A 22,906-nucleotide genomic window follows, 5' to 3' on the forward strand; every position below is an offset into this window, starting at 1 on the left:
GTCATACGAGAGCGCTGGGCTCAGCCCTGGAAGCGCGGGAACGCGGTGCGGCCGGCGTAGACCGCGGCGTCGCCCAGTTCCTCCTCGATGCGGAGCACCTGGTTGTACTTCGCGACGCGCTCGGAGCGGGCCGGGGCGCCGGTCTTGATCTGGCCGGCGTTGGTGGCGACGGCGAGGTCGGCGATGGTGGTGTCCTCGGTCTCGCCGGAGCGGTGCGAGAGCACGGCGGTCATGCCGCTGCGCTGGGCGAGGGAGACGGCGTCCAGCGTCTCGGTCAGGGTGCCGATCTGGTTCACCTTGACGAGGATGCTGTTGGCGGCCTTCGCCTGGATGCCCTGGGCGAGACGCTTCGGGTTGGTGACGAACAGGTCGTCGCCGACGAGCTGCAGCTTGGAGCCGAGCTCGGCGGTCAGGTGCGCCCAGCCCTCCCAGTCGTCCTCGGCCAGCGGGTCCTCGATGGAGACGAGCGGGTAGTTCGCCGCGAGCTCCTGGTAGTAGGCGCTCATCTCGGCGGCGCTGCGGTCCTGGCCCTCGAAGCGGTAGACGCCGTTCTCGAAGAACTCGGTGGAGGCGACGTCGAGGCCGAGCGCGATCTGCGAGCCGACGGTGAAGCCGGCCTTCTCGATGGCCTCGGAGATGAGGTCCAGAGCGGCGCGGTTGTGCTCGAGCTCGGGGGCGAAGCCGCCCTCGTCGCCGAGGCCGGTGTTCAGGCCCTTCGACTTCAGCAGCGACTTGAGCGAGTGGTAGGTCTCGACACCCCAGCGCAGGCCCTCGGAGAAGGTCTCCGCACCGATCGGCAGGACCATGAACTCCTGGATGTCCACGCCGGTGTCGGCGTGCGCGCCGCCGTTGATGATGTTCATCATCGGCACCGGGAGCACGTGTGCGTTCGGGCCGCCGACGTAGCGGAACAGCGGCAGGTCGGCGGAGTCGGCCGCCGCGCGGGCGACAGCGAGGGAGACGCCGAGGATGGCGTTGGCGCCGAGGCGCTTCTTGTTGTCGGTGCCGTCGAGCTCGATCATCGCCTCGTCGACAAGGCGCTGGTCGCTGGCCTCGAAGCCCTCGATGGCCGGGCCGATCTCGTCGAGGACCGCGTCGACGGCCTTCTCGACGCCCTTGCCCAGGTAACGGTCCTTGTCGCCGTCGCGAAGCTCGTAGGCCTCGAAGGCGCCGGTGGACGCGCCGGACGGGACGGCGGCACGGCTGACGGTGCCGTCCTCCAGAAGCACCTCGACCTCGACGGTCGGGTTGCCGCGCGAGTCAAGGATCTCGCGAGCGCCTACAGCTTCGATCTGAGCCACAACAGTCTCCTCAGTGGTTTCGTGGGTTTCACCGGCAAGTCTAGTGAAGCCGGGTGAACGGGCCGTATCCGGCGGCGGGATGCTTGCGAAGACTGGCGAGGACCCGGCGGGGGCTAGTGGATGGAGGCGTCGGCCGGGCCGCGCGTCCACGACACGAAGCACACGGTGAGGCCCGCGCGGCTCGGCGCGCACACCATCGGGCCGGCCTCCGCGGCCGCCGCGGGGTCGAGGTGGGCGATGCGGACGAGCCGGAACGGCTCCTCCCCCGCCCTCGCACGCACCACGATCGCGTCGCCGTCGCGGCTGATCCGCACCGTCAGGGACTGTCCGGCCCAGTCGGGCACGGGGGCGACGGACCAGTCCGAGAAGCGGTGCGTCACCACCGCGCCGAGCTGCAGCGCGCCGTCGGCGAACTCCACGCCCGCCTTGGTCCAGTTCTCCTCGTCCACGCGGACGAACATCCCGGCCTGGTCGAACTCGGCCGAGAAGTCGCCGGTGAACACGACCTCCATCGCGGTGCCGGGCTCGAGAGGTGCCAGCAGCGCGTGCTCGGTGTCGTGCACGAAGCCGTAGGCGGTCGTGCGCCAGGCGTCACTGCCCTCGACGGCGGTGACGAGCAGCGCGTCGCCGTCCTGCCGCGCCTCGGCCGGAGCCGTGGTCCAGCGGCCGTCGGACCACGGGATGCGCGCGGCCGTCACGACAGCGCCTTGATCTCGAGGGCGGCCGCGTCGGCGGTGTCCGCGTTCACGAACGCGAAGGAGTGGTAACCCGCGGCGGCCGCGCGGTCGAGCACGGCCTTCAGGTTCTTGGCGCGGCGGTCCAACCGCACGCGGCGGCCGGAGGCGACGAGCTCGGACTTGATCGCCATCAGCCGGTCGAGCGGCACGGCGGGATCGTGGACGAGCACGACGGAGTCCGCCGCGGCGTCGTCCGGGACCTCGATCAGGTCGACGACCCGCTCGAAGCCGATGGAGAAGCCCGCCGCCGGGACGTCGGTGCCGAGGAAGCGGCCGATCATCCCGTCGTAGCGCCCGCCGCCGCCGACCGAGCTGCCGGAGCCGGGGTGCGCGATCTCGAAGATCGTGCCGGTGTAGTAGCCCATCCCGCGCACGAGCGTCGGGTCGAAGCGCAGCCGGACGCCCTCCGGGAGGGTGTCGAGCGCGTGTGCGAGCGCCTCCAGGGCCGCGATCGCGTCGCCGTCCATCCCCTCGGGCAGGATGCCGGAGATCGCCTCGACGGTCAGCTCGACGCCGCCGTCGGCGAGGTGCGGCTCCAGGCCCGCGAGCACGCCGCCGAGCACGGCCGCGGAGTCAGCCCCGCCCTCGCTCAGCTCGGCGACGACCCCCTCGGCGCCGATCTTGTCGAGCTTGTCGACGGAGATCAGCACCTGCGGCCAGCGGTCCTCCGCGAAGCCGCAGTACTCGAGCAGTCCGTTCAGGATGCGGCGGTCGTTGATGCGGATGGTGCAGTCCTTGAGACCCAGCGCCTCCAGCGTCGCGGCGGTGGCGGTGATCAGCTCCACCTCTGCCAGCTGCGAGCCGTCGCCGATGATGTCGATGTCGCACTGGACGAACTGGCGGTACCGGCCCTTCTGCGGACGCTCGGCACGCCAGACCGGGGCGATCTGGATGGACCGGAACACCGGCGGAAGCTCCGCGCGGTGGGTGGCGTAGAAGCGGGCCAGCGGGACGGTCAGGTCGAAGCGCAGCCCGAGGTCGCACAGCGCCAGGGTGTCCCCCGACTCGATGGCCGCGCGCAAGTCGTCGCCGCTGAGGCCGCGCTTGAGCACACTGAAGGCGAGCTTCTCGTTGTCGCCGCCGAGGCCCGAGTGCAGGCGGGCGACGTCCTCGACCACCGGGGTCTCGATCTCGTCGAACCCGTGCGCCGCGAAGCTGCGCCGGATGACACCGAGCGCATGCTCCCGCCTGGCCTTGTCGGCGGGGAGGAAGTCGCGCATGCCGCGGGGCGGTGTGATCGGAGAAGCCATGCCCACGATTCTTCCATGTCAGCGGCGCCCGGCACCGCCCCGCCAGGACCCTCCCGGGGGATCGCGGTGGCTCGCCCGCCGGACGTAGACTTCCCGTGTTGCCACCCTCAGGCCGTGTCACCCTGCCGGCTCGGTGGTGTCCCACCAGGACCTGGCATGAGCGCATCCGTCCGACCACGTCGTTTGCTCGCTGCCAGACACACGACAACGCGTCCGCCAGGACCCGGGAGATCGGACCCGAACGGCGGACGCGCTGCCATGTTCAGGAGACACATGTCGGCTGCCGGCCGCATGAAGCACATTTGCGCCAAATGTCGGGTGTCGGCACCGCAGAAGGCAGATTTGCGCCAAATGTCGGCGGGGCAGCGCGCTCAGGAGCCGGGTGTGTGGTGCCGGCCGAGCGGGACGACGAGCGGCGTGCCGGTGACCGGGTCGTCGGCGATCACGGACTCGACGCCGAACACGTCGCGCACCAGTCCCGCCGTCACGACCGTCGACGGGTCGCCCGCGGCCACGATCTCCCCGCCGCGCATCGCGACCAGGTGGTCGGCGTAGCGGGCGGCGAGGTTCAGGTCGTGCAGCACCATGACCACCGTGGTGCCGCGCGCGGCGTTCAGGTCGAGGAGCAGGTCGAGCACGTCGATCTGATGGCTGATGTCGAGGAACGTCGTCGGCTCGTCCAGAAGCAGGATGTCGGTCTGCTGCGCTAGCGCCATCGCGATCCACACGCGCTGCCGCTGGCCGCCGGAGAGTTCGTCGATGGCGCGCTCCGCGAGCTCCGTGATGCCGGTGGCGGTCATCGCCTCGGCGACGGCCGCGTCGTCGTCCGCGGTCCAGCGCCGGAACCAGCCCTGGTGCGGATACCGGCCGCGCGAGACGAGGTCGGCGACGGTGATCCCGTCGGGCGCGGTGGGCGTCTGCGGGAGCAGCCCCAGGCGGGTGGCGACCTGCTTGGTCGGAAGCGTGTGGATGTCCGTCCCGTCCAGCAGGACCGTGCCGGACGCGGGGGCGAGCAGCCGGGACAGCCCGCGCAGCAGCGTCGACTTGCCGCAGGCGTTCGGCCCGACGATCGCGGTGACCCGGCCGGGCGGCAGGTCGAGATCCAGGCCGTCGACGACGACCCTGCCCTCATAGGCGAGGGTCAGGTCGCGGGCGGCGAGCTCGTGCGCAACAGTCATGTCAGCCTCCCCGGCCGATTCGGTTGGTCCTGGTGAGTAGCCACAGCAGGTAGGGCGCCCCGACGATGCCGGTGACGACACCGACGGGCAGCACGACGTCCGGGATGGCGAACTGCGCGACGATGTCCGAGGCCACCAGCACGAGCGCGCCGACGAGCGCCGACGACACCAGCGCGAGCGAGCCGCGCCCGACGAGCCGCCGCGCGATCGGCGCGGACAGGAACGCCACGAACGAGATCGGCCCGCCGACGGACACGGCCACCGCGGCCAGCGCCACCGCCACCCCGACGACGAGGATGCGCGTGCGCTCCGGCCGCACGCCGATCCCTGCGGCGACGTCGTCGCCGAGGCCGAGCGCGCCGAGCGAGCGGCCGAGCCCGAGTGCGCACGGGACGAGGACGACGGCGGCGACCCCGAGGACCAGGAGGGCGACGGGATCCACGCTGTTCAGGCTCCCGGTGATCCAGACGAGCGCCTGCTGCACGTCGGTGAGGTCGGCGGTGGTGAGCACGTACGAGACGAACCCGGAGCAGACGGCCGCGAAGCCGATGCCGACGAGGACGAAGCGGTACCCGCTCACACCGTTCCGCCACGCGAGCAGGTAGATGAGCACGGCCGCGATCAGTGTGCCGGCGAGCACGACCCCGGAGAGCGCCAGGCCGGTCAGGCCGAACCAGACCAGCGCGACCGAGCCCGCCGCGCTCGCGCTGGCGGTGATGCCGATGATGTCCGGGCTCGCCAGCGGGTTGCGCGCGACCGACTGGATGAGCGCACCGGAGAGCCCGAGGCACGCCCCGACCAGGGCGGCGGCCACGAGCCGGGGCAGCCGGAGCTCCAGGATCACGAACGAGGTGAGGCGGTCGGCGCGCCCGATCAGCGCGGCCAGGACGTCCTGCGGCGCCACACCCGCCGCGCCGAGGGTCAGCGAGAACCCGGAGAGCAGCACAACGAGCAGCCCGAGCACGACGGCGACCCGCACCGCCCGGGATGCGCGCCGCCGGCGGTCGTCGGCGACCGCGCGGCTCGCGCGCTCCCGCACGGCGCCGGCACCGTCCGGCGCGGCCGCGGTCACAGGCTCACCAGCTTCCGCCTGCGCACGAGCGCGATGAAGATCGGCGCCCCAACGAACGCCATGACGACGCCCACCTGCAGCTCGCCGGGAGGCGCGATCACCCGGCCGATCACGTCGCACACCAGCAGCAGCGTGGGGGCGAAGACGGCCGAGAACGCGAGGATGCGCCGGTAGTCGGCGCCGACCACCCAGCGCGCCGCGTGCGGGACGACCAGGCCGACGAAGGCGATCGGCCCGACTGCGGCGGTGGCGGAGCCGCAGAGCAGCACGATCGCCACCGCGCAGAGGGCACGCGCGCGGCCGACGCGCTGACCGAGCCCGCGGGCGACATCGTCGCCGAGGGCGAGGCCGTTCAGGATGCGCCCCAGCGCGAGCGCGAGGACAGCACCGACCGCGAGCGTCGGCAGCACCTGCCACAGCACGCCGAAGCCGCGGCCGGCGAGCGAGCCCACCTGCCAGAACCGCATCGTGTCGAGGGAGACGCGGCTGACCAGCATGACCGCGGTGATCAGCGAGCCGAGGGCCGCCGACACCGCGGCGCCCGCGAGCGCGAGCTTGACCGGCGTGGCGCCCTCGCGTCCCACCGACGACACCGCGTAGACGAGACCGGCGGCGAGCGCCGCCCCCGCGAACGCGAACCAGACGTAGCCGGAGGCGGACGTGATGCCGAAGAACGCGATCGCCACGACCACCGCGAGCGATGCCCCGAAGTTGACGCCGAGGATGCCGGGGTCGGCGAGCGGGTTGCGGGAGAGCCCCTGCATGACGGTCCCCGCGAGTCCCAGGGCCAGCCCGGCCGCGAGACCGAGCAGCGTGCGCGGCAGCCGGCTGCCGACGACGACCAGGGTGTCCGGGTCGGTGCGGGTGGGATGAAGGAGCGCATCCAGCACGTCGGCTGGCGGGATGGTGCGCGCCCCGACCATCAGGCTGAGCACGACCGCGGCGACGAGCACCACCGCAGCGACGGCGAAGCCCACGACCGTGCGGCGACGACGCCGGCCGAGCGGGGACTTCTCCCCGGCGCGGCCGGCGTACGGCGCGATGGCACTCGCGGGCATCGGCGGTGTTACTTGACCTTGTCGGCGGCCGCCGCGAGCTGCGGCACGTAGCGGTCGAGCATCCACGGGATGGACAGGACGCTGGGCGCACTCGTCGCGGCCACGAACGACTCGCCGACGATCGGCGCGAAGCGGCCCTCCGTGATGGTCGGCATCGCGGCCACCAGCGGGTCGGAGGTGAAGGCGTCGACGGAGGACTGCTTGTCGAAGTACATCACCAGCAGGTCGGTGTCGATCTTGGACAGGTTCTCGTAGCTGAGCTGGTAGAAGAAGCTGCCGTCGCCCTTGCTGCTGTCGAGCGCCGCGATGGAGGGCGAGTTCTTCAGTCCGAGGTCGTTCAGGAGCTGCACGCGCGGGTCCTCTGCGCGGTAGACGTTCAGCACGCCTGGCTGGTTGGCGGCGGCGTAGTAGAAGGTCTTGTCCTTCAGCACCGGGTACTTGCCAGCGAGCGTGCTCACTGTGTCCTCCGTCTTCGACACGAGGGCCTTCGCCTCCGAGGACAGGCCGAGCGCCTTCCCGACGATCGCGGTCTGGTCGCGCCAGCTGGTCGCCCACGGCTTCTCCGGGTAGGCGACGACCGGGGCGATCTTGCTGAGCGTGTCGAACTCCGCCTGCGTGAGCCCGGAGTACGGCGCGAGGATGACGTCGGGCTTGGCCTTCACGAACTCCTCGAACGGCACCTCGCCACTGTCGGCGTTCAGCAGCTGCGGGGTCTTCCCGCCCAGCTCCGTGATCTTCTCCGCATCCCACGGCAGGACGCCGTTCTTGTCGCCGCCGTACGTGAACTTCGGCATCGCGACCGGGACGATCCCAAGCGCGAGCACGATGTCCTGCGCCCCCCAGCCCCAGGTCGCCACGCGCTCCGGCTTGGCGTCGATCTTCGTCGAGCCGAGCGCGCTGTCGACGGTCACCGGGAACGCGCCCGCGTCGGACGTGGACGTGCTCTGCTCCCCGGAGGATCCGGCGCTGCAGCCGGTGAGGACGAGCGCGGTCGCGGCGGCGACGGCGGACGCGATCAGGGCGAGGCGGCGCGGCCGGCGGCTGCCGGGGCGTGCGGAAACGGGCATGACTCTCCTTGCGGGGCCGGATGCGATGGGGGACTGTGCCGACGCTGGCACATTAGGCAAGCCTAACCTAAGCCCCGGCCTCCTGCGCACGGATCTCGCCCTGAAGTTCCCTGAGAGTCGAACGCAGCGCGCGCTCCGCATCCAGTCCCTGGGCTTTCGCCGACGCCACGATCGCCAGCAGCAGCGGGCCCAGCTCGTCCTCGCTGTCCACCCGGACGCCACCCGCCTCACCGAGGTCGAGCAGTCCCACCTTCTCGGCACGGCCGAGCAGCTTGTCGGCGAGCGCCAGCGACGGCATCCCCTGCGGGATGCCGTCCAGCACGCTCGTGCGTCCCGGCTTCTCCTGCTTCTTCAGCTCGTCCCAGAAGCCAACGACGTCGTCCGCGGTCTCGGCGGTGCGGTCGCCGCCGAAAACGTGCGGATGGCGCCCGACCATCTTCCGGGTCATGTGCTCGGCGACGTCCTGGATGTCGAAGTCCTCCCCCGGCGTGTGCGCGGCGATGTCCGCGTGGAAGAGCACCTGGTAGAGCACGTCGCCGAGCTCCTCCAGCATCGCGTCCCTGTCGCCGGTCTCGATCGCGTCGATCAGCTCGTACGACTCCTCGACGAGGTACTGCACGAGCGACTCGTGGGTCTGGTCGGCATCCCACGGGCAGCCGCCCGGTGCGCGCAGGCGCGCCATCACCGCGACGAGCTCGTCGAGCCGGGTCGGGGCCGGCGTGGTGGGGACGGTGTCGGTCATCGGATGCTCCTCCCGCTGGATGCCCCCATCCTCTCACCGCCGCCCGCACCGCTCCCTGCCGCCGGACCGGGACCGATAGACTGGCTGCCTGGTGTGCCGGGAAGTCTGGTCGGCGTCGTCTCCGATCGCGCTCCGGCGCGGGAATGGCTGCCACCATGAGCATCATCCGATCCGAGCGCACCGCCGCCGGACTCCTCCTCGGCGCTGCGGCGCTCGGCCTCCTGCTGGCCAACACGCCGGTCGGTCCCGCGCTGCTCGACCTGCAGCACGCGCACCTGGGCGGCGGGTTCCTCGAGCTGAGCGTCGGGCACTGGATCAGCGACGGGCTGCTCGCCGTCTTCTTCTTCATCGTCGCCGTCGAGCTCAAACATGAACTCGTCGCCGGCGAGCTGAACAGCCTCCAGAAGGCCATCCACCCGGCCATCGCCGCCGTCGCGGGCGTCGCCGTGCCCGCACTGATCTACCTCGGCTTCACGGCCGGCACCCGATACGCCGTCGGCTGGCCCATCCCCACCGCGACGGACATCGCCTTCGCCCTCGGCGTCCTCGCCGTCTTCGGCCGCGGCCTGCCGAACCGGCTGCGGGTGTTCCTGCTCGCCCTGGCGGTGCTGGACGACCTGATCGCCATCGTGATCATCGCCGTGTTCTTCACCGAGGACCCGAACCTCGTCGAGCTGCTGCTCGCCGCCGTCGCCGTCACCGCGTTCGGCCTGCTGAGCCGGCTGCTGCGCGGCAGGATGCGCGTGCCCATCGGCGTGCTCATGGTGCTGCTCGCGCTGCTCGCCTGGTGGCTGGTGCTCGACTCCGGCGTGCACGCCACCATCGCCGGTGTCGCCCTCGGGCTGGTGATGGCGCGCCGCCCGGCCGGCCGGGTCGTGCACGTGCTGGAACCGTGGTCGAACGGGCTCATCCTGCCGCTGTTCGCGTTCTCGGCCGCACTGGTGGTCATCCCCGGGGTCTCCCCCGCGGAACTGCGGCCGTCGTTCTGGGGCATCGTTGTCGCCCTGCCGGTCGGCAAGCTGATCGGCATCACGCTCGGCGGCTGGCTCGGCTCGTTCACGCGCGGGCCCGCGCGGGCACGCATCCCGCTGACCGGCCTCATCACGATCGGGGCGCTCGGCGGCATCGGCTTCACGGTGTCGCTGCTGATGAACGAGCTGGCGTTCAGCGGGGATGCGCTCGCGCGGTCGGAGGGGACGCTGGCGGTGCTGCTCGGCTCGGCGGTCGCGATCGTGGTCTCCGCGGTGCTGGTGTCGCTGCTGGCCCGCCGGTACCGGAGGCTGCACCCGCATCCCTGAGCCGTGCGACCGTTCGTCGATCCGGACAGCTCGCACGACGCGCCGCCGAAACCCCCGGAACTCCGGAAATCACGACCTGAACGGGCGGAATCTCCGGAACTGGCGGCGGGAGCGGCGGGTCAGGCGGCGGGCTCGGGGGCGGCCTCCGGCACCGGGAACAGGGCGCCGAGCAGCGTCGCGACCCACTCGATCAGGTCGGCGTCGTCGAGCGGCTCGCCGTTCGGGCGCGGCATCGGCACCGTCGCGACCTTCGGGGCCGCGTGGTACTTCGACCCCGGGTACATCCGCTGCAGCCGCACCTGGAGCGAGTCCGGCAGGATCGCCGGCGCCAGCCGCAGGTTCGAGCCCATCGCGACGACCTCGCCGAGCCCCGCCTTCTGCGCGGCGCGGCGCAGCCGCGAGACCGCGACCAGGTTCACCACCGGCTGCGGCGGCTCGCCGTAGCGGTCGGTGAGCTCCTCCAGCACCAGGTCGATCTGGCCGTCCTTCGCGGCGGGCGAGCTCGCCGTCGACAGCTTCTGGTACGCCTCCAGCCGCAGCCGCTCGCTGTCGACGTACTCCTCCGGGATGTGCGCATCCACCGGCAGCTCCAGCCGCAGCTCGGTCTGCCCCTCGGCGACCTCGCCGCGGAAGGTGGAGACGGCCTCGCCGATCATCCGCAGGTACAGGTCGAAGCCCACGCCCGCGATGTGGCCGGACTGCTCGCCGCCGAGCAGGTTGCCCGCGCCGCGGATCTCCAGGTCCTTCAGCGCGACCTGCATGCCGCTGCCCAGGTCGTTGTTGGCCGCGATCGTGGAGAGCCGATCGTGCGCGGTCTCGCTGAGCGGCTTGTTCTCGTCCCACAGGAAGTACGCGTACGCGCGCTCGCGGCCACGGCCGACACGGCCGCGCAGCTGGTGCAGCTGGCTGAGGCCGTACTTGTCGGCCCTGTCGATGATGATCGTGTTGGCGTTCGAGATGTCGAGGCCGGTCTCGATGATCGTCGTGGAGACGAGGACGTCGAACTTCCGCTCCCAGAAGTCCACCACCACCTGCTCCAGCGCGTGCTCGTTCATCCGGCCGTGCGCGACGGCGATCCGCGCCTCCGGTACCAGCTCGGCGAGCTTGGCGGCGGTCGCCGAGATCGAGCCGACCCGGTTGTGCACGAAGAACACCTGGCCCTCGCGGAGCAGCTCGCGCCGGATGGCCGCCGCGACCTGCTTGTCCGAGTACGGGCCGACGAACGTCAGGATCGGGTGCCGGTCCTCCGGCGGCGTGGCCAGGGTCGACATCTCGCGGATGCCGGTGACCGCCATCTCCAGCGTGCGCGGGATGGGCGTCGCGCTCATCGCCAGGATGTCGACGTTGGTCTTCAGCTTCTTCAGCGCATCCTTGTGCTCGACGCCGAAGCGCTGCTCCTCGTCGATGATGACCAGGCCGAGGTCCTTGAACGTGACCCCGTCGGCGAGGATGCGGTGCGTGCCGATGACGATGTCGACCGTGCCGTCCTCCATCCCCCGCAGCGTCTCGCGCGCCTCCTTGTCGGTCTGGAACCGGCTGAGCTGCCGCAGGTGCACGGGGAAGCCGGCGAAGCGCTCCATGAACGTCTCCGCGTGCTGCTTCACCAGCAGCGTGGTCGGCACCAGGATGGCCACCTGCTTGCCGTCCTGGATGGCCTTGAACGCGGCCCGGACGGCGATCTCGGTCTTGCCGAAGCCGACGTCGCCAGAGATCAGGCGGTCCATCGGGATGGGCCGCTCCATGTCGGCCTTCACCTCGTCGATGGTCTGCAGCTGGTCTGGCGTCTCCGCGAACGGGAACGCCTCCTCCAGCTCGCGCTGCCACGGGGTGTCCGGCCCGAATGCGTGGCCCTTGCTCGCCATCCGCGCCGAGTACAGCTTCACGAGCTCGACCGCGATGTCGCGCACCGCCCGGCGCGCACGTCCCTTGGCGGCCGCCCAGTCGCTGCCGCCCATCTTGGACAGTTGCGGCGCCTCGCCGCCCACGTAGCGGGTCAGCAGGTCGAGCTGGTCGGTGGGAACGTACAGCTTGTCGCCCGGGTAGCCGCGCTTGGACGGCGCGTACTCCAGCACCAGGTACTCGCGCTTGGACTTGACGGCGTTGCGTCCGCCGGAGGAGACCTCGCGCTGGGTCAGTTCCACGAACTTGCCGATGCCGTGCGTCTCGTGGACGACGAAGTCGCCCGGCTTCAGCTGCATCGGGTCGACGACGTTCTTGCGGCGCGTCGCGAGCTTCTTCACCTGGCGGGACTCGTAGCCGACGGTGCGACCGTAGAACTCGCTCTCCCCGATCAGGGCGAGCTTCGTCTCCGGCACCTCGAAGCCGTGCTCGACCGTGGCGCGCAGCAGGTAGGCGACGCCCGGCTCCGGGTCGGCGGGGAACTCGTCCACCGGACGTGCGGGCAGCTCGGCGTCGGCGAGCACCTGGGCGGCGCGCTCGACGAGTCCGGCGCCCTCCGCGACGATCGCGACCTGCCAGCCCTCGCGCAGCCGCGCGGCGACGTGCTCGACGGCTCCGGTGACATTGCCCTGGAAGCTCGGGACGGCCTCGGCGGCGACGCGCACCTGGAGGTGCTCCTCCAGCTCGCGCTCCTCGGGGAGGACCTCGTCGGCCTGGAACCCCGAGAACGTCCACCACGGGTGGTCGGGCGCGGGCTGTCCCGGCTTGCTGAACTTCACGGAGTCGTGCAGCCGCTGCAGGGTGAGGAAGTCGCCGGCGGCGAGATCGATCGGAGCAGCGGCGCCCACCGTGGCGGCGCTCCACGCGGCGGAGAGGAACTCGCGGTTCGTCTCGGCGAGGCTGACGGCGCGGGAGGCGACGCGCTCGGGCGAGAGGACGGCCACGGCCGCGCCGTCGGGAAGGTAGTGGGTGAGCGGCACCAGCCGGTCGACGAGAGCGGGAGCCAGCGACTCCATCCCCTCGACGGGGATGCCTTCGCCGATCTTCGCGAGCATCGACGACAGGCTCGGGAACTCGTGCTCCATCTCGCGGGCGCGCTGACGGACAGACTCGCTGAGCAGCAGCTCGCGGCTCGGCGGCAGGCTGACCGCGGGGATGGGCTCGGGCAGCGAGCGCTGGTCGGCGACGGCGAACGCGCGGATCTGCTCCACCTCGTCGCCGAAGAAGTCGACCCGGTAGGGGTGGTCGGCGGTCGGAGGGAAGACGTCGAGGATGCCGCCGCGCACCGCGAACTCGCCGCGGCGGGTGACCATGTCCACCCGCGCGTAGGCGAGATCGACCAGCTGGGAGGCGAGGCCGCCCAGGTCGAAGCCGCGACCGCCAGCGGCCAGCTCGACCGTGCCGTACTCGGTCAGGTTGTCGGCGAGCGGCTGCAGCGCTGCCCGCACGGAGGCGACCAGGATGAACGGCGTGCGCCGGTCCCCCTCGGCCCAGTCCGCCAGTCGCCGGAGCGCGGTCAGGCGCTTCCCCACGATCTCGGCGCTCGGGCTGAGGCGCTCGTGCGGCAGGGTCTCCCAGGCAGGGAACTCCACGATCTCCGCCTCCGGGAACACACACGGAAGCGCGGCCCGGACGGACTCGGACTCGCGCCCGGTCGCGGTGATCACCAGCACGGCCTGGGACGCTCCGCTCTCGGCGCGCCTGCGCACCAGCCCCGCCAGCAACGGCGCGCGCAGGCCGTCGGTCAGCGAGAAGTCGGCGTCGCGCGCAGCGTACGCCACGGCGTCGGCGAACGTGGAGGCGCGCTGAAGCGCCGTGATCAAGCCCTGCAGTATCACTCGTGAGAGTCTACGCGGCGCGTCCGACAGCCCGCCGGGGCCGGGCGCCTGCCACGGCCTGCCCCATCCGGTGCGGGGTCAGATCCAGCCGTCGAGGGCACGCATGAAGCCGTCGTGGTCGTCGCGGTTGATGACGTGGCCGGAGCCCGCCACCACCCGCACGTCGAAGCCGGATCCGCGCAGCCGCTCCGCCGCCTCCGGCTTCACCAGGTAGGAGTTGTCGGCCAGCATCACGAGCGACGGCACCGCCATCGTGGTGGGCGCGCGCATCACGCTGGGCGCGAGCACCGCGGGGATGGCCGCGCGGTCGAACGCCTCGAACGTCTCGACCTCGATCGCCACGTCGGCGGGATCCCAGCGCGGGTTGCGCTTGGCGATGCGGGCCGCGGACTGCCGGGCGAGCGTCCGCAGGAAGGCCGGTGCGAGCGCCCGCTGGAACCAGTTGGCGGCGGGGCACGAGAACGCCGGATCGACGTAGACGACGCGCTCGGGGCGCAACCGGTCCACGGCGAGACTCACGGTCAGGCCGCCGAGCGAGTGGCCCATGACGAGCTCGGGGGCGTCGGGCACGGTGTCCACGATGTCCTCCGCCATGAGCTCCGCGGTGTACTCGGACGCGCGCGGGCTGTGCCCGTGGCCGCGCAGGTCGACGGCGACGACGTGGTAGCCGCGCTCGGCCAGCACCGGCCCGACGCGACGCCAGTTGCGCGAGTCCGACATGACACCGTGGACGAGGACCGCGTGGCGGTCGCCCTCGCCCCACTCGCGCGTGAACAGCTTCATGCCCCGAACGGTACGCGTCCCCGCTGGCGAGATGCCGGGCGCCGCCCTGGGTTCCGCTGAACGTTGCCCGTGACCTCGCCCGGCATCCCGCCTGCGCCGGATTCGTCACGAATGATCGCCGCTCGTGACGAATGGCGAGCATTCGTGACGAATCGGCAGGGCGGGCGGCGCGATCAGCGGGTGTGGAACCGGTTCTGCGCGGACGTCAGGCCCTCGGCCGCGATCTGCTCCACCGCATCCGCCGCGTCCGCGACGAGGATGGGCAGGTTCGTGCGCTCGGTGCTGCTGAAGCCCTTGAGCACGTGATCCGCCGCCGCCTGCGATCCGGGCGGCCGGCCGACGCCCACCCGCACCCGGGTGAAGTCGCCCGTGCCGGTCGCGGCGATCACGTCGCGGACACCGTTGTGCCCGCCGTGCCCGCCGCCGAACTTGAGCTTGATGGTGTCGAACGGGATGTCCAGCTCGTCCTGCACCACGATCAGGTGCGAGGCATCGAGCGAGTAGAACCGCAGCAGCTGCGACACCGGGCCGCCCGACACGTTCATGTACGTGTTGGGCTTGGCCAGGACGAAGCGGGGGCCGCCGGGGGCGAGCCGCCCCTCGGCGACCCTCGCGTTCGTCTTGTGGGTCTTGAAGGTGAGACCGCCGCGCGAGGCGAGCTCGTCCAGCACCATCTGACCTACGTTGTGACGGGTGGCCGCGTAGCCGGGCCCGGGGTTGCCGAGCCCGACCACGAGCCAGAGATCGTCCATGGAGAGGTGTTACTCCGCGGCCTGCTCGCCGGCGGCCTCGGTGGCCTCCTCGGCGCCCTCGGCGGTCTCCTCGTCCTCGGCGCGCGCGGCGGCCGGGACGACGATGTTCAGGATGAGGAGGTCCTCGTCCTCGGCGAGGACGGCGCCGGTCGGCAGCGCGAAGTCCTTCGCGTGGTACTGGGTGCCCTCCTCGGCGTCGGTGACGTCGATGACGATGCGCTCCGGGATGTGGGTGGCCTCGACCTCGAGCTTGATGGTCGGGACGTCGAGCACCGCGATGGTGCCGGAGAACGGCTCGCCCTCGACGTGCACGGGCACCTCGACCTGGACCTTCTCGCCGCGGCGGATCACGATGAGGTCGAGGTGCTCGATGATCTGGAGCACCGGGTCCTTCTGCACGTCCTTGACGAGCACGAGCTGGCTCTTGCCGGCGATGTCGAGGTCGAGGACCGCGTTCGCCTTGCGCAGCAGCAGGCCGACCTGGTGCGCCGGGACGGTGACGTGCACCGGGTCGGTGCCGTGGCCGTAGATGACCGCGGGGATCTTGCCGGCGGCGCGGATCTTGCGCGCCGCGCCCTTGCCGAAGCTGTCGCGCGTCTCCGCGACGACCTTGTTGGACTCGTCAGCCATGGCTGCCTCCTTGCCGGCGGATGCCGGCTGTCGGGCGAGCAGTTCGTGCTCGCAGTGTTGGATTGTCGACTCGAGCGCATCGAGGTGCGCGAGGAAAGACTGCGAAGCCTGCTCCACCGCGTCGATCACGGATGCACCGAAGCGCATCCCTCGCCGAAGTTCAGTTGGACAGTCTACCCGACCGCGGAGGTGCTCTCGTTCGCGATGCGCCGGGCGAGCTCGGCGGGCGGCAGGGCGACATCCAGCCGCATCCCCGCCTCGTCCGCCTGCAGGGGCTCCAGGGTGGCGAGCTGGGAGTCGAGCAGGGCGGCGGGCATGAAATGGCCGGGACGCTCCGCGACGCGCCCGGCGAGCAGGTCGCGGCTGCCGTCGAGCTCGGCGAAGACCGCGCCGGGCGCCTCCGCCCGGATCATGTCCCGGTAGGCGCGCTTGAGCGCCGAGCAGGCGACCACGATCCCCTGGGGGCCCGCGGCGGCGAGCCGCCTGCCCACCTCCATCAGCCAGGGTCCGCGGTCCTCGTCGGTCAGCGGGACGCCCGCCGCCATCTTGGCGACGTTCGCGGGCGGGTGCAGGTCGTCGCCGTCGACGAACGGTGCTCCGAGCGCATCCGCCGTGAGCCGGCCGACCGTGCTCTTGCCGGAGCCGGACACGCCCATCACCACCAGGAGCGGACGTGTCACCGGTGCCTCCCTCTGCTCGTCTGGGTCGCCGGGCCGCCGACTCGACGACCCTCAGCCCAGTATGCCGTCTCGCTCACGGGCGGACGCCCGTCGCGACCGTCACGCCGTCGAGGGAGCCGTCCAGCACCTCCCGCAGCAGCACCGGCCGCCCGAGCGTCGCAGACAGGTAGACGGCGCGCACGACGGCGAGCGAGAGGACGGCGTCCTCGACGGTCACTCCCGGCGTGCGGCCCTCGCGGATGGCGCACTCGATGTCCTCGTACTGCCGCAGGTGGCCGACGACGAACGCGTCCGGTCCGCGGTCGCCGCCGCGCAGCTCCTCCGCCGGCACGAGCTCGTGCGCCCTGTCGCCCGGCGCATCCACCGTGCCGAAGTACTCCAGCTGGTCGTCGTCGATGATGGCGGAGCCGCGGTCGCCGTGCACCTGGATGCGCACCGACAGTCCCGGGTACGCGGCCGTCGTGGCGTGCAGCACCGCGAGCGCGCCGCTCTCGAAGCGCAGGGTCGCGACGGCGACGTCCTCCACCTCGACGCGCTCGTGCGCGAGCAGGGCGGTGCGCGCGTCGATCTCGACCGGGCGGCCGAGGAACCAGAGCAGCAGGTCGACGGTGTGCACGCCCTGGTTCATCACCGCTCCGCCGCCGTCCAGCTCCCAGGTGCCGCGCCACCGGCCGGAGTCGTAGTAGTCCTGGGTCCGCCACCACGCGACGGAGGCGACCGCGCTGGTCAGCCGGCCGAACGCACCGCCGTGCGCGGCGTCCGCCACGACGCGCGACGCCGGGTCGAACCGGTGCTGGCTGATGACGGAGACGAGGAGCCCGTCGCTCTCCGCGCGGCGAGAGAGCTCCAGCAGCCTGCGTGCGCGCGGCAGCGACACGTCGAGGGGCTTCTCGATGACAACGTGCCTCCCTGCCGCGAGTGCGGCCTCGGCGAGCGGGACGTGCAGGCCGCTCGGCGTGCAGATGACGACGAGGTCGGCCTCCGCCCCCGTCAGCGCCTCGGCCAGCGTCGTGAACGTCGCCGGCGCGGCCGCACCCGGCGCCTCCGCTCCGATCCGGGCGGCGAGCGCCCGCGCTGCCTCCGGGTCCGGGTCGACGAGAGCGGAGACCGCGAGCCGGGGGTGCCGGAGCACCGCAAGGGCGTGGTTCAGCCCGATGACGCCGCAGCCGACGATGGCGACGTTCAGGGTGCGGGCGGCGCGGGCGCGGGCGATCATGCGAGCGCGACCCCGATCCGGTCGGTCAGGCGACGGAAGGCGCGGGCGGCGACGCCGAACGCGGCGGGGCCGGAGGAGCCGCCCAGCGCATCCACATCCGTGAGGTGCGGTTCGAGGGAGGCGTACCCGCGGTAGCCGTCGTCGCGGAGGGCTGTGAGCGTCTCCAGCAGCTGTCCGTCGCCCTCGCCCGCCGGGGTCACCTCGCCCGTCGCCGCCAGCGCGTCCTTCACCTGGAGGTACTCGAGGTGCGGCCGCAGCATCCCGTAGCCGTCGTCGAACGGCCGCGCGACGCCGACCTGGACGAAGTTGGCGCTGTCCCAGGCGAGGCGGAGCGCCGGGGAGCCGACGGACTCCACGATGTCGAGGCAGCGTTCCGGGGTGTCGCCGTAAATCTCCTTCTCGTTCTCGTGGAGCAGGACGACGCCGGCGGCCTCGGCGGCCGATGCGAGCGCCCGCATCCGGAACAGCACGTCGTCGCGCACGTCGCCGGCCGGAACCCCATCCGGGCGGTAGAAGGAGAAGACCCGGATGTAGCGGGCGTCCAGCCGGCGCGCCGCGGCGATCGCGCGGTCGAGTCTGCCGAGCTCGTGCTCGACCGGGAGCGAGACGTCGACCTTGCCGATCGGGGACGCGATGGCCGAGACGCGCATCCCGCGGCGCTCGAGCACGGTCGCCAGTCGGTCGAGCCCGTCGTCGTCCAGCTCGACGACGTTCGTGCGCCAGGCGCTCCGCACCTCGATGCTGCTCGCGCCGAGCGCCTGCAGCACCGCGGCCTGGACGCCCGGGTCGGGATCGATCTCGTCGCCGAAACCCGACAGCGTCCACGTCGCATCGCTCACGCCCCACATCCTCCCCCTCGCGTGCCGCCGAGCACAGGAAAAACGCTCCGATTCGCCGGGAATCGGAGCGTTTTTCCTGTGCTCGGCGGCCGCGGGCGGCCGGTCGGGGCGCGGGCGGGTCGGGCTAGTGGGAGGAGCCCTCGGTCTCGATCTCGGTGCGGTCGCCGGACCAGAGGGTGTGGAAGGTGCCGTCCTTGTCGACGCGCTTGTAGGTGTGCGCGCCGAAGAAGTCGCGCTGACCCTGCACGAGCGCGGCGGGCAGGCGGTGCTGGGCGAGCGAGTCGTAGTACGACAGCGCGGCGCCGAAGCCCGGGATCGGGACGCCGGAGAGCGCGGCGGTCGCCACGACCCGGCGCCAGGCGGCCTCGCCCTCGCGGACGGCGTCGGCGAAGTACGGCGCCTCCAGCAGGGTGGCGATGTCGGGGTTCTCGTCGTACGCGTCGGCGATGCGGTTCAGGAACTGCGCGCGGATGATGCAGCCGCCGCGCCAGATCTTCGCGATCTTGTCCTTGTTGATGTTCCAGCCGTACTTCTCGGCGCCGGCGATGATCGCATCGAACCCCTGCGCGTACGCGACGACCTTGGACGCGTACAGCGCCTTCGACACGTCGTCGGCGAACGCCTCCACGTCGGACGCCTTCTGCACCTCGGGCCGCGACTGGATGGTCGCCTGCACCGCGGCGCGCTGCGCCGGCTTGGAGGACACCGCGCGGGCGAACACCGCCTCCGCGATGCCGCCGACCGGGATGCCCAGGTCGAGCGCGTTCTGTACCGTCCAGACTCCGGTGCCCTTCGAGCCGGCCTGGTCGAGGACGATGTCCACGAACGGCTTGCCGGTCTCCGCGTCCACCTGGCGCAGCACCTCGGCGGTGATCTCGATCAGGTAGGACTCCAGGTAGCCGTTGTTCCACTCGGAGAACACGTCCGCGATCTGCGCCGGCTCCAGGCCCCCGACGGTGCGGAGCAGGTCGTAGGCCTCGGCGATCAGCTGCATGTCGGCGTACTCGATGCCGTTGTGGATCATCTTCACGAAGTGGCCGGCGCCGTCGGTGCCGACGTGCGTGACACAGGGCTCGCCCTCGGCGACCGCGGCGATGGAGGCGAGGATCGGTCCGAGGGTCTTGTACGACTCCTCCGAGCCGCCCGGCATGATCGACGGGCCCTTCAGCGCGCCCTCCTCGCCGCCCGAGATGCCGGTGCCGACGAAGTGGATGCCGGTGGCCGACACCCGCTTCTCGCGCTCGATCGTGTCCAGGAAGTTGGCGTTGCCGCCGTCGACGATGATGTCGCCCGGCTCGAACCGCTCGGTCAGCTGATCGATGACCGCGTCGGTGCCCTTGCCGGCCTGGACCATGATGATCGCGGTGCGCGGCTTCGCGAGCGACGCGACGAAGTCGTCGATGCTCTCGGAGGCGACGAATCCTGCCTCGGGATGCTCTGTGATGAGCTCCTCGGTGCGCGCGTACGTGCGGTTGTAGACGGCGACCGTGTTGCCCTCGCGCGAGGCGAGGTTGCGGGCCAGGTTCGACCCCATCACAGCCAGTCCGACGACTCCGATGTTGGCCGTTGCGTGGTTCTCGGGCACGGAGGACTCCTTCGTTGAGCGTGTTTGGGTCAAGCGTAGCCTGGCGTCCCTGCTCTGCTCCCCCGTATGACGGTCGCTTGCAATCGCCGTCGGCGGCGCTCACACTCGAAGGCGTGACGTTCGAGGAGCACCCGGAGCTGGCGGAGTACGACCCGCAGGAGCGTCCGCTGCGCGGTCGCCGCCGGACGATCGCGACGCGCGTGTTCGTCATCGTCGCCGTCTCCGCGCTGCTGCTGCCCGGCATCCTGCTCACGATCAGCATCCAGACCGAGACGGCGTCGTACACCTGCGGCGTCTACACCCGGCACTACGAGCCGGACGCGGTGGACTCCTCCGCGCGCTTCGAGCTGTTCGCGCCGGCCGGGCCCGGCTGGCAGTGCTACGCGCTGAACACGGAGGGCGACGCGAGCTTCGTCGCGCCGCTGGGCCTCATCCCCTCCGCACCGCACGCGCTCCGCTGACGCGCCGAACACCGAAGGGCACGTCGTTGCCGCTTTTCGGTGTGAAAAGCGACAACGACGTGCCCTTCGGTGAACGAGGTGCGGGTTACGCGGCCCCGTCGAACATCGAGGTGACGGAGCCGTCGGTGAAGACCTGCTCGATCGCGTCCGCGAGCAGCGGGGCGATCGGCAGCACCGTGAGCTTGTCCCAGCGCTTGTGCTCCGGAAGCGGCAGCGTGTCCGTGACGACGACCGAGTCGATGACGTCGGACTGCAGAAGCTCCACGGCCGGGTCGCTGAACACCGCGTGCGTCGCGGCGACCACGACACCGGTCGCGCCTGCCGCCTTCAGCGCCTCGGCGGCCTTCACGATCGTGCGGCCGGTGTCGATGAGGTCGTCGACGAGCAGGCAGACGCGGCCCTTCACGTCGCCGACGATCTCGTGCACCGACACCTGGTTCGGGACGAGCGGGTCGCGGCGCTTGTGGATGATCGCGAGCGGCGCATCCAGCTTGTCGCTCCAGATGTCGGCGACGCGCACGCGGCCCATGTCGGGCGACACCACCGTGAGCGTCTTGGGGTCGAGCTCGCGACGCATGTGCTCTAGCAGCACCGGCATCGCGAAGAGGTGGTCGACGGGTCCGTCGAAGAAGCCCTGGATCTGCGCCGCGTGCAGGTCGACCGACATGATGCGGTCGGCGCCGGCCGCCTTGAACAGGTCGGCGACGAGGCGGGCCGAGATCGGCTCGCGGCCGCGGCCCTTCTTGTCCTGGCGGGCGTACGGATAGAACGGCGCAACGACGGTGATCCGCTTGGCGGAGGCGCGCTTCAGCGCATCCACCATGATCAGCTGCTCCATGAGCCACTCGTTGATCGGCGAGGTGTGCGACTGGATCACGAACGCGTCGGAGCCGCGGACGCTCTCGTCGAACCGGGCGTAGATCTCGCCGTTGGCGAAGGTGCGGGCGTCGGTGGGGACCAGCTCGCTGCCGAGGCACTCGGCGATCTGCTGGGCGAGCTCGGGATGCGCACGCCCCGAGATCAGAACAAGTCGTTTCTGGCCGGTGGCGGTGATCCCTGACACTTACTCTCCACTCTTCTGGCCAGCACTGCCTTCCGCAGCCCGGGCGGCGTCCGTGCCCGGCCGCTTCTGGGCGACCCAGCCCTCGATGTTCCGTTGCGGCGCGACTGTGATGGCAAGGGATCCCGCAGGCACGTCCTTGCGGACGACGGTTCCGGCCCCGGTGTACGCTCCGTCACCCATCCTAACGGGCGCGACGAAGACCGTGTTCGTGCTCGCCCGCACGTGGGAGCCGATCTCGGTGCGGTGCTTGTTCACACCGTCGTAGTTGGCGGTGATGACGCCGGCGCCGAGGTTCGACTTCTCGCCGACGGTCGCGTCGCCGACGTAGTTGAAGTGCGCGAGCTTCGTGCCGTCGCCGATGACCGCGTTCTTGGTCTCGACGAAGGTGCCGATCTTGCCGGTGGCGCCGAGGACGGTGCCGGGGCGGAGGTAGGCGAACGGGCCGACGGTCGCGCCGGCGCCGATGACGGAGAGCGTCGCATCCGCCCGCTTGACGGTCGCGCCTTCGCCGATCTCGCAGTCGAGGAGCGTCGTGTCCGGGCCGATGACGGCGCCGGTCTCGACAACGGTCGCGCCGCGCAGCTGGGTGCCGGGCAGGATGGTCACGTCCGGCGCGAGCTTCACCTTCACGTCGATCCAGGTGGTCGCCGGGTCCTGCACGGTCACGCCGGCGAGCTGCCAGGTGCGCACGATCAGCGCGTTCAGCTTGGCCGCGGCCTCGCTCAGCTGCGCGCGGTCGTTGATGCCCTCGACGAGCCAGGACTCGGAGACCGGGAGCGCGTCCACGTCGAAGCCGGCCTCGCGCAGCAGGCCGATCACGTCGGTGAGGTACTTCTCGCCCTGGGCGTTCTCGGTGGTCACGGCGGCGAGCTTGTCGCGGAGCGCCGCCGCCCCGAACACGTAGATACCGGCGTTGATCTCGCCGATGGCGCGCTCGGCCTCGGTCGCATCCTTGTGCTCGACGATCCGGTCGAGGTGGCCCTCCGGGGTGCGCACGATGCGGCCGTAGCCGGTGGCGTCCGCCGGGAAGGAGGAGAGGATGGTCGCCGCGGCGCCGCCGGAACGGTGCGAGGAGATCAGCCCGCGGAGGGTGTCGGCGTCGAGCAGCGGGACGTCGCCGTTGACGACGAGCACGTCGCCCGAGAAGTCGTCCGGGAGGGCGGCGAGCGCCTGCTCCACCGCGCGTCCGGTACCCGGCACCTCGTCCTGGTCGACGATGACCGCCTGCGGCAGCTCCGCCTCGATGACCTCGGCGAGGCGGTCGCGCTCGTGCCGCACCACGGCGACGACGTGCTCGGCGTCCAGCGCCTGGGCGGTCGCGAGCACGTGCGCGACGATCGGGATGCCGCCGAGCGGGTGCAGCAGCTTGGGCGTCGCGGACTTCATCCGGGTGCCCTGGCCGGCCGCGAGGACGACGATGGCGAGGTTCTGGTCGGTCATGATTCTCCGTGACGGGT

The 22,906-nt window shown here is 71.5% G+C and carries 20 protein-coding genes; 2 read left to right on the plus strand and 18 right to left on the minus strand.

The window, feature by feature from the left end:
- Positions 1-20: 20 nt before the first annotated feature.
- From eno to AAME72_RS00450, 8 genes are all read right to left on the minus strand, one after another.
- Complete coding sequence (gene eno, locus AAME72_RS00415) at positions 21-1,301, minus strand: phosphopyruvate hydratase (protein ID WP_348788287.1); 1,281 nt, start codon at positions 1,299-1,301, stop codon at positions 21-23.
- 113 nt (positions 1,302-1,414) lie between these two features.
- Entirely contained in the window at positions 1,415-1,999 is a 585-nt protein-coding gene (locus tag AAME72_RS00420) for a DUF1349 domain-containing protein (protein ID WP_348788288.1), read from the minus strand.
- Positions 1,996-3,288, minus strand: coding sequence for a histidine--tRNA ligase (gene hisS, locus AAME72_RS00425; RefSeq protein WP_348788289.1), 1,293 nt, complete (start codon positions 3,286-3,288; stop codon positions 1,996-1,998). The genes AAME72_RS00420 and hisS overlap by 4 nt, the downstream gene beginning before the upstream one ends.
- Positions 3,289-3,659: 371 nt before the next feature.
- Positions 3,660-4,466 (minus strand): ABC transporter ATP-binding protein, encoded by an 807-nt coding sequence (locus tag AAME72_RS00430; protein WP_348788290.1) that lies wholly within the window; start codon positions 4,464-4,466, stop codon positions 3,660-3,662.
- A gap of 1 nt (position 4,467) precedes the next feature.
- A complete protein-coding gene (locus AAME72_RS00435) occupies positions 4,468-5,538 on the minus strand; it encodes an iron chelate uptake ABC transporter family permease subunit (RefSeq protein WP_348788291.1) in 1,071 nt (356 codons plus the stop codon).
- Positions 5,535-6,596, minus strand: a complete 1,062-nt coding sequence (locus tag AAME72_RS00440) for an iron chelate uptake ABC transporter family permease subunit (protein WP_348788292.1) — start codon at positions 6,594-6,596, stop codon at positions 5,535-5,537. The genes AAME72_RS00435 and AAME72_RS00440 overlap by 4 nt, the downstream gene beginning before the upstream one ends.
- An 8-nt stretch (positions 6,597-6,604) precedes the next feature.
- A complete protein-coding gene (locus tag AAME72_RS00445; RefSeq protein WP_348788293.1) occupies positions 6,605-7,663 on the minus strand; it encodes an iron-siderophore ABC transporter substrate-binding protein in 1,059 nt (352 codons plus the stop codon).
- 67 nt (positions 7,664-7,730) lie between these two features.
- A complete protein-coding gene (locus AAME72_RS00450) occupies positions 7,731-8,405 on the minus strand; it encodes a MazG family protein (protein ID WP_348788294.1) in 675 nt (224 codons plus the stop codon).
- A 155-nt stretch (positions 8,406-8,560) separates the two neighbouring features.
- Here AAME72_RS00450 and AAME72_RS00455 point away from each other — a divergent pair, with 155 nt between their 5' ends.
- Complete coding sequence (locus AAME72_RS00455; RefSeq protein WP_348788295.1) at positions 8,561-9,703, plus strand: Na+/H+ antiporter NhaA; 1,143 nt, start codon at positions 8,561-8,563, stop codon at positions 9,701-9,703.
- A gap of 119 nt (positions 9,704-9,822) precedes the next feature.
- On the opposite strand, the gene mfd is transcribed toward AAME72_RS00455, so the two are convergent.
- The 8 genes from mfd to gndA all read right to left on the minus strand — a co-directional run bounded on the left by mfd (position 9,823) and on the right by gndA (position 19,925).
- On the minus strand, positions 9,823-13,440 hold the full coding sequence (gene mfd / locus AAME72_RS00460; RefSeq protein WP_348788296.1) for a transcription-repair coupling factor: 3,618 nt from the start codon (positions 13,438-13,440) through the stop codon (positions 9,823-9,825).
- 78 nt (positions 13,441-13,518) lie between these two features.
- On the minus strand, positions 13,519-14,223 hold the full coding sequence (locus AAME72_RS00465) for an alpha/beta fold hydrolase (RefSeq protein WP_348788297.1): 705 nt from the start codon (positions 14,221-14,223) through the stop codon (positions 13,519-13,521).
- A gap of 173 nt (positions 14,224-14,396) precedes the next feature.
- Positions 14,397-14,975, minus strand: a complete 579-nt coding sequence (gene pth / locus AAME72_RS00470) for an aminoacyl-tRNA hydrolase (RefSeq protein WP_348788298.1) — start codon at positions 14,973-14,975, stop codon at positions 14,397-14,399.
- Between the two features lie 9 nt (positions 14,976-14,984).
- Positions 14,985-15,605, minus strand: a complete 621-nt coding sequence (locus tag AAME72_RS00475; RefSeq protein ID WP_348788299.1) for a 50S ribosomal protein L25/general stress protein Ctc — start codon at positions 15,603-15,605, stop codon at positions 14,985-14,987.
- A 173-nt stretch (positions 15,606-15,778) separates the two neighbouring features.
- Positions 15,779-16,285: a gluconokinase gene (locus AAME72_RS00480; RefSeq protein ID WP_348788300.1), complete on the minus strand. Its 507-nt coding sequence runs from the start codon at positions 16,283-16,285 to the stop codon at positions 15,779-15,781.
- Positions 16,286-16,358: 73 nt separating this feature from the next.
- The gene (locus AAME72_RS00485; protein WP_348788301.1) at positions 16,359-17,501 is read right to left on the minus strand and encodes a Gfo/Idh/MocA family oxidoreductase; all 1,143 of its coding nucleotides are present in this window, start codon (positions 17,499-17,501) and stop codon (positions 16,359-16,361) included.
- Positions 17,498-18,349, minus strand: a complete 852-nt coding sequence (locus AAME72_RS00490) for a sugar phosphate isomerase/epimerase family protein (protein ID WP_348788302.1) — start codon at positions 18,347-18,349, stop codon at positions 17,498-17,500. The genes AAME72_RS00485 and AAME72_RS00490 overlap by 4 nt, the downstream gene beginning before the upstream one ends.
- Before the next feature lie 115 nt (positions 18,350-18,464).
- Positions 18,465-19,925, minus strand: coding sequence for an NADP-dependent phosphogluconate dehydrogenase (gndA, locus tag AAME72_RS00495; RefSeq protein WP_348788303.1), 1,461 nt, complete (start codon positions 19,923-19,925; stop codon positions 18,465-18,467).
- 113 nt (positions 19,926-20,038) lie between these two features.
- Here gndA and AAME72_RS00500 point away from each other — a divergent pair, with 113 nt between their 5' ends.
- Positions 20,039-20,386 (plus strand): hypothetical protein, encoded by a 348-nt coding sequence (locus tag AAME72_RS00500; protein ID WP_348788304.1) that lies wholly within the window; start codon positions 20,039-20,041, stop codon positions 20,384-20,386.
- Between the two features lie 85 nt (positions 20,387-20,471).
- Here AAME72_RS00500 and AAME72_RS00505 read toward each other — a convergent pair whose 3' ends face one another.
- Both AAME72_RS00505 and glmU read right to left on the minus strand, forming a co-directional pair.
- On the minus strand, positions 20,472-21,449 hold the full coding sequence (locus AAME72_RS00505) for a ribose-phosphate diphosphokinase (RefSeq protein WP_348788305.1): 978 nt from the start codon (positions 21,447-21,449) through the stop codon (positions 20,472-20,474).
- Positions 21,450-22,889, minus strand: a complete 1,440-nt coding sequence (gene glmU, locus AAME72_RS00510) for a bifunctional UDP-N-acetylglucosamine diphosphorylase/glucosamine-1-phosphate N-acetyltransferase GlmU (protein ID WP_348788306.1) — start codon at positions 22,887-22,889, stop codon at positions 21,450-21,452. It abuts the gene before it with no gap.
- Between the last annotated feature and the right edge of the window lie 17 nt (positions 22,890-22,906).

Source organism: Leifsonia sp. NPDC080035 (genome assembly GCF_040050925.1).
Lineage (GTDB): Bacteria > Actinomycetota > Actinomycetes > Actinomycetales > Microbacteriaceae > Leifsonia.

Bases quoted from the DNA above. Each gene is read 5' to 3' on its own strand.
- hisS (WP_348788289.1), bottom strand. From the start codon at position 3,288: ATGGCTTCTCCGATCACACCGCCCCGCGGCATGCGCGACTTCCTCCCC.
- AAME72_RS00430 (WP_348788290.1), bottom strand. From the start codon at position 4,466: ATGACTGTTGCGCACGAGCTCGCCGCCCGCGACCTGACCCTCGCCTAT.
- AAME72_RS00440 (WP_348788292.1), bottom strand. From the start codon at position 6,596: ATGCCCGCGAGTGCCATCGCGCCGTACGCCGGCCGCGCCGGGGAGAAG.
- AAME72_RS00445 (WP_348788293.1), bottom strand. From the start codon at position 7,663: ATGCCCGTTTCCGCACGCCCCGGCAGCCGCCGGCCGCGCCGCCTCGCC.
- AAME72_RS00450 (WP_348788294.1), bottom strand. From the start codon at position 8,405: ATGACCGACACCGTCCCCACCACGCCGGCCCCGACCCGGCTCGACGAG.
- AAME72_RS00455 (WP_348788295.1), top strand. From the start codon at position 8,561: ATGAGCATCATCCGATCCGAGCGCACCGCCGCCGGACTCCTCCTCGGC.
- AAME72_RS00465 (WP_348788297.1), bottom strand. From the start codon at position 14,223: ATGAAGCTGTTCACGCGCGAGTGGGGCGAGGGCGACCGCCACGCGGTC.
- pth (WP_348788298.1), bottom strand. From the start codon at position 14,975: ATGGACGATCTCTGGCTCGTGGTCGGGCTCGGCAACCCCGGGCCCGGC.
- AAME72_RS00475 (WP_348788299.1), bottom strand. From the start codon at position 15,605: ATGGCTGACGAGTCCAACAAGGTCGTCGCGGAGACGCGCGACAGCTTC.
- AAME72_RS00485 (WP_348788301.1), bottom strand. From the start codon at position 17,501: ATGATCGCCCGCGCCCGCGCCGCCCGCACCCTGAACGTCGCCATCGTC.
- AAME72_RS00490 (WP_348788302.1), bottom strand. From the start codon at position 18,349: ATGTGGGGCGTGAGCGATGCGACGTGGACGCTGTCGGGTTTCGGCGAC.
- glmU (WP_348788306.1), bottom strand. From the start codon at position 22,889: ATGACCGACCAGAACCTCGCCATCGTCGTCCTCGCGGCCGGCCAGGGC.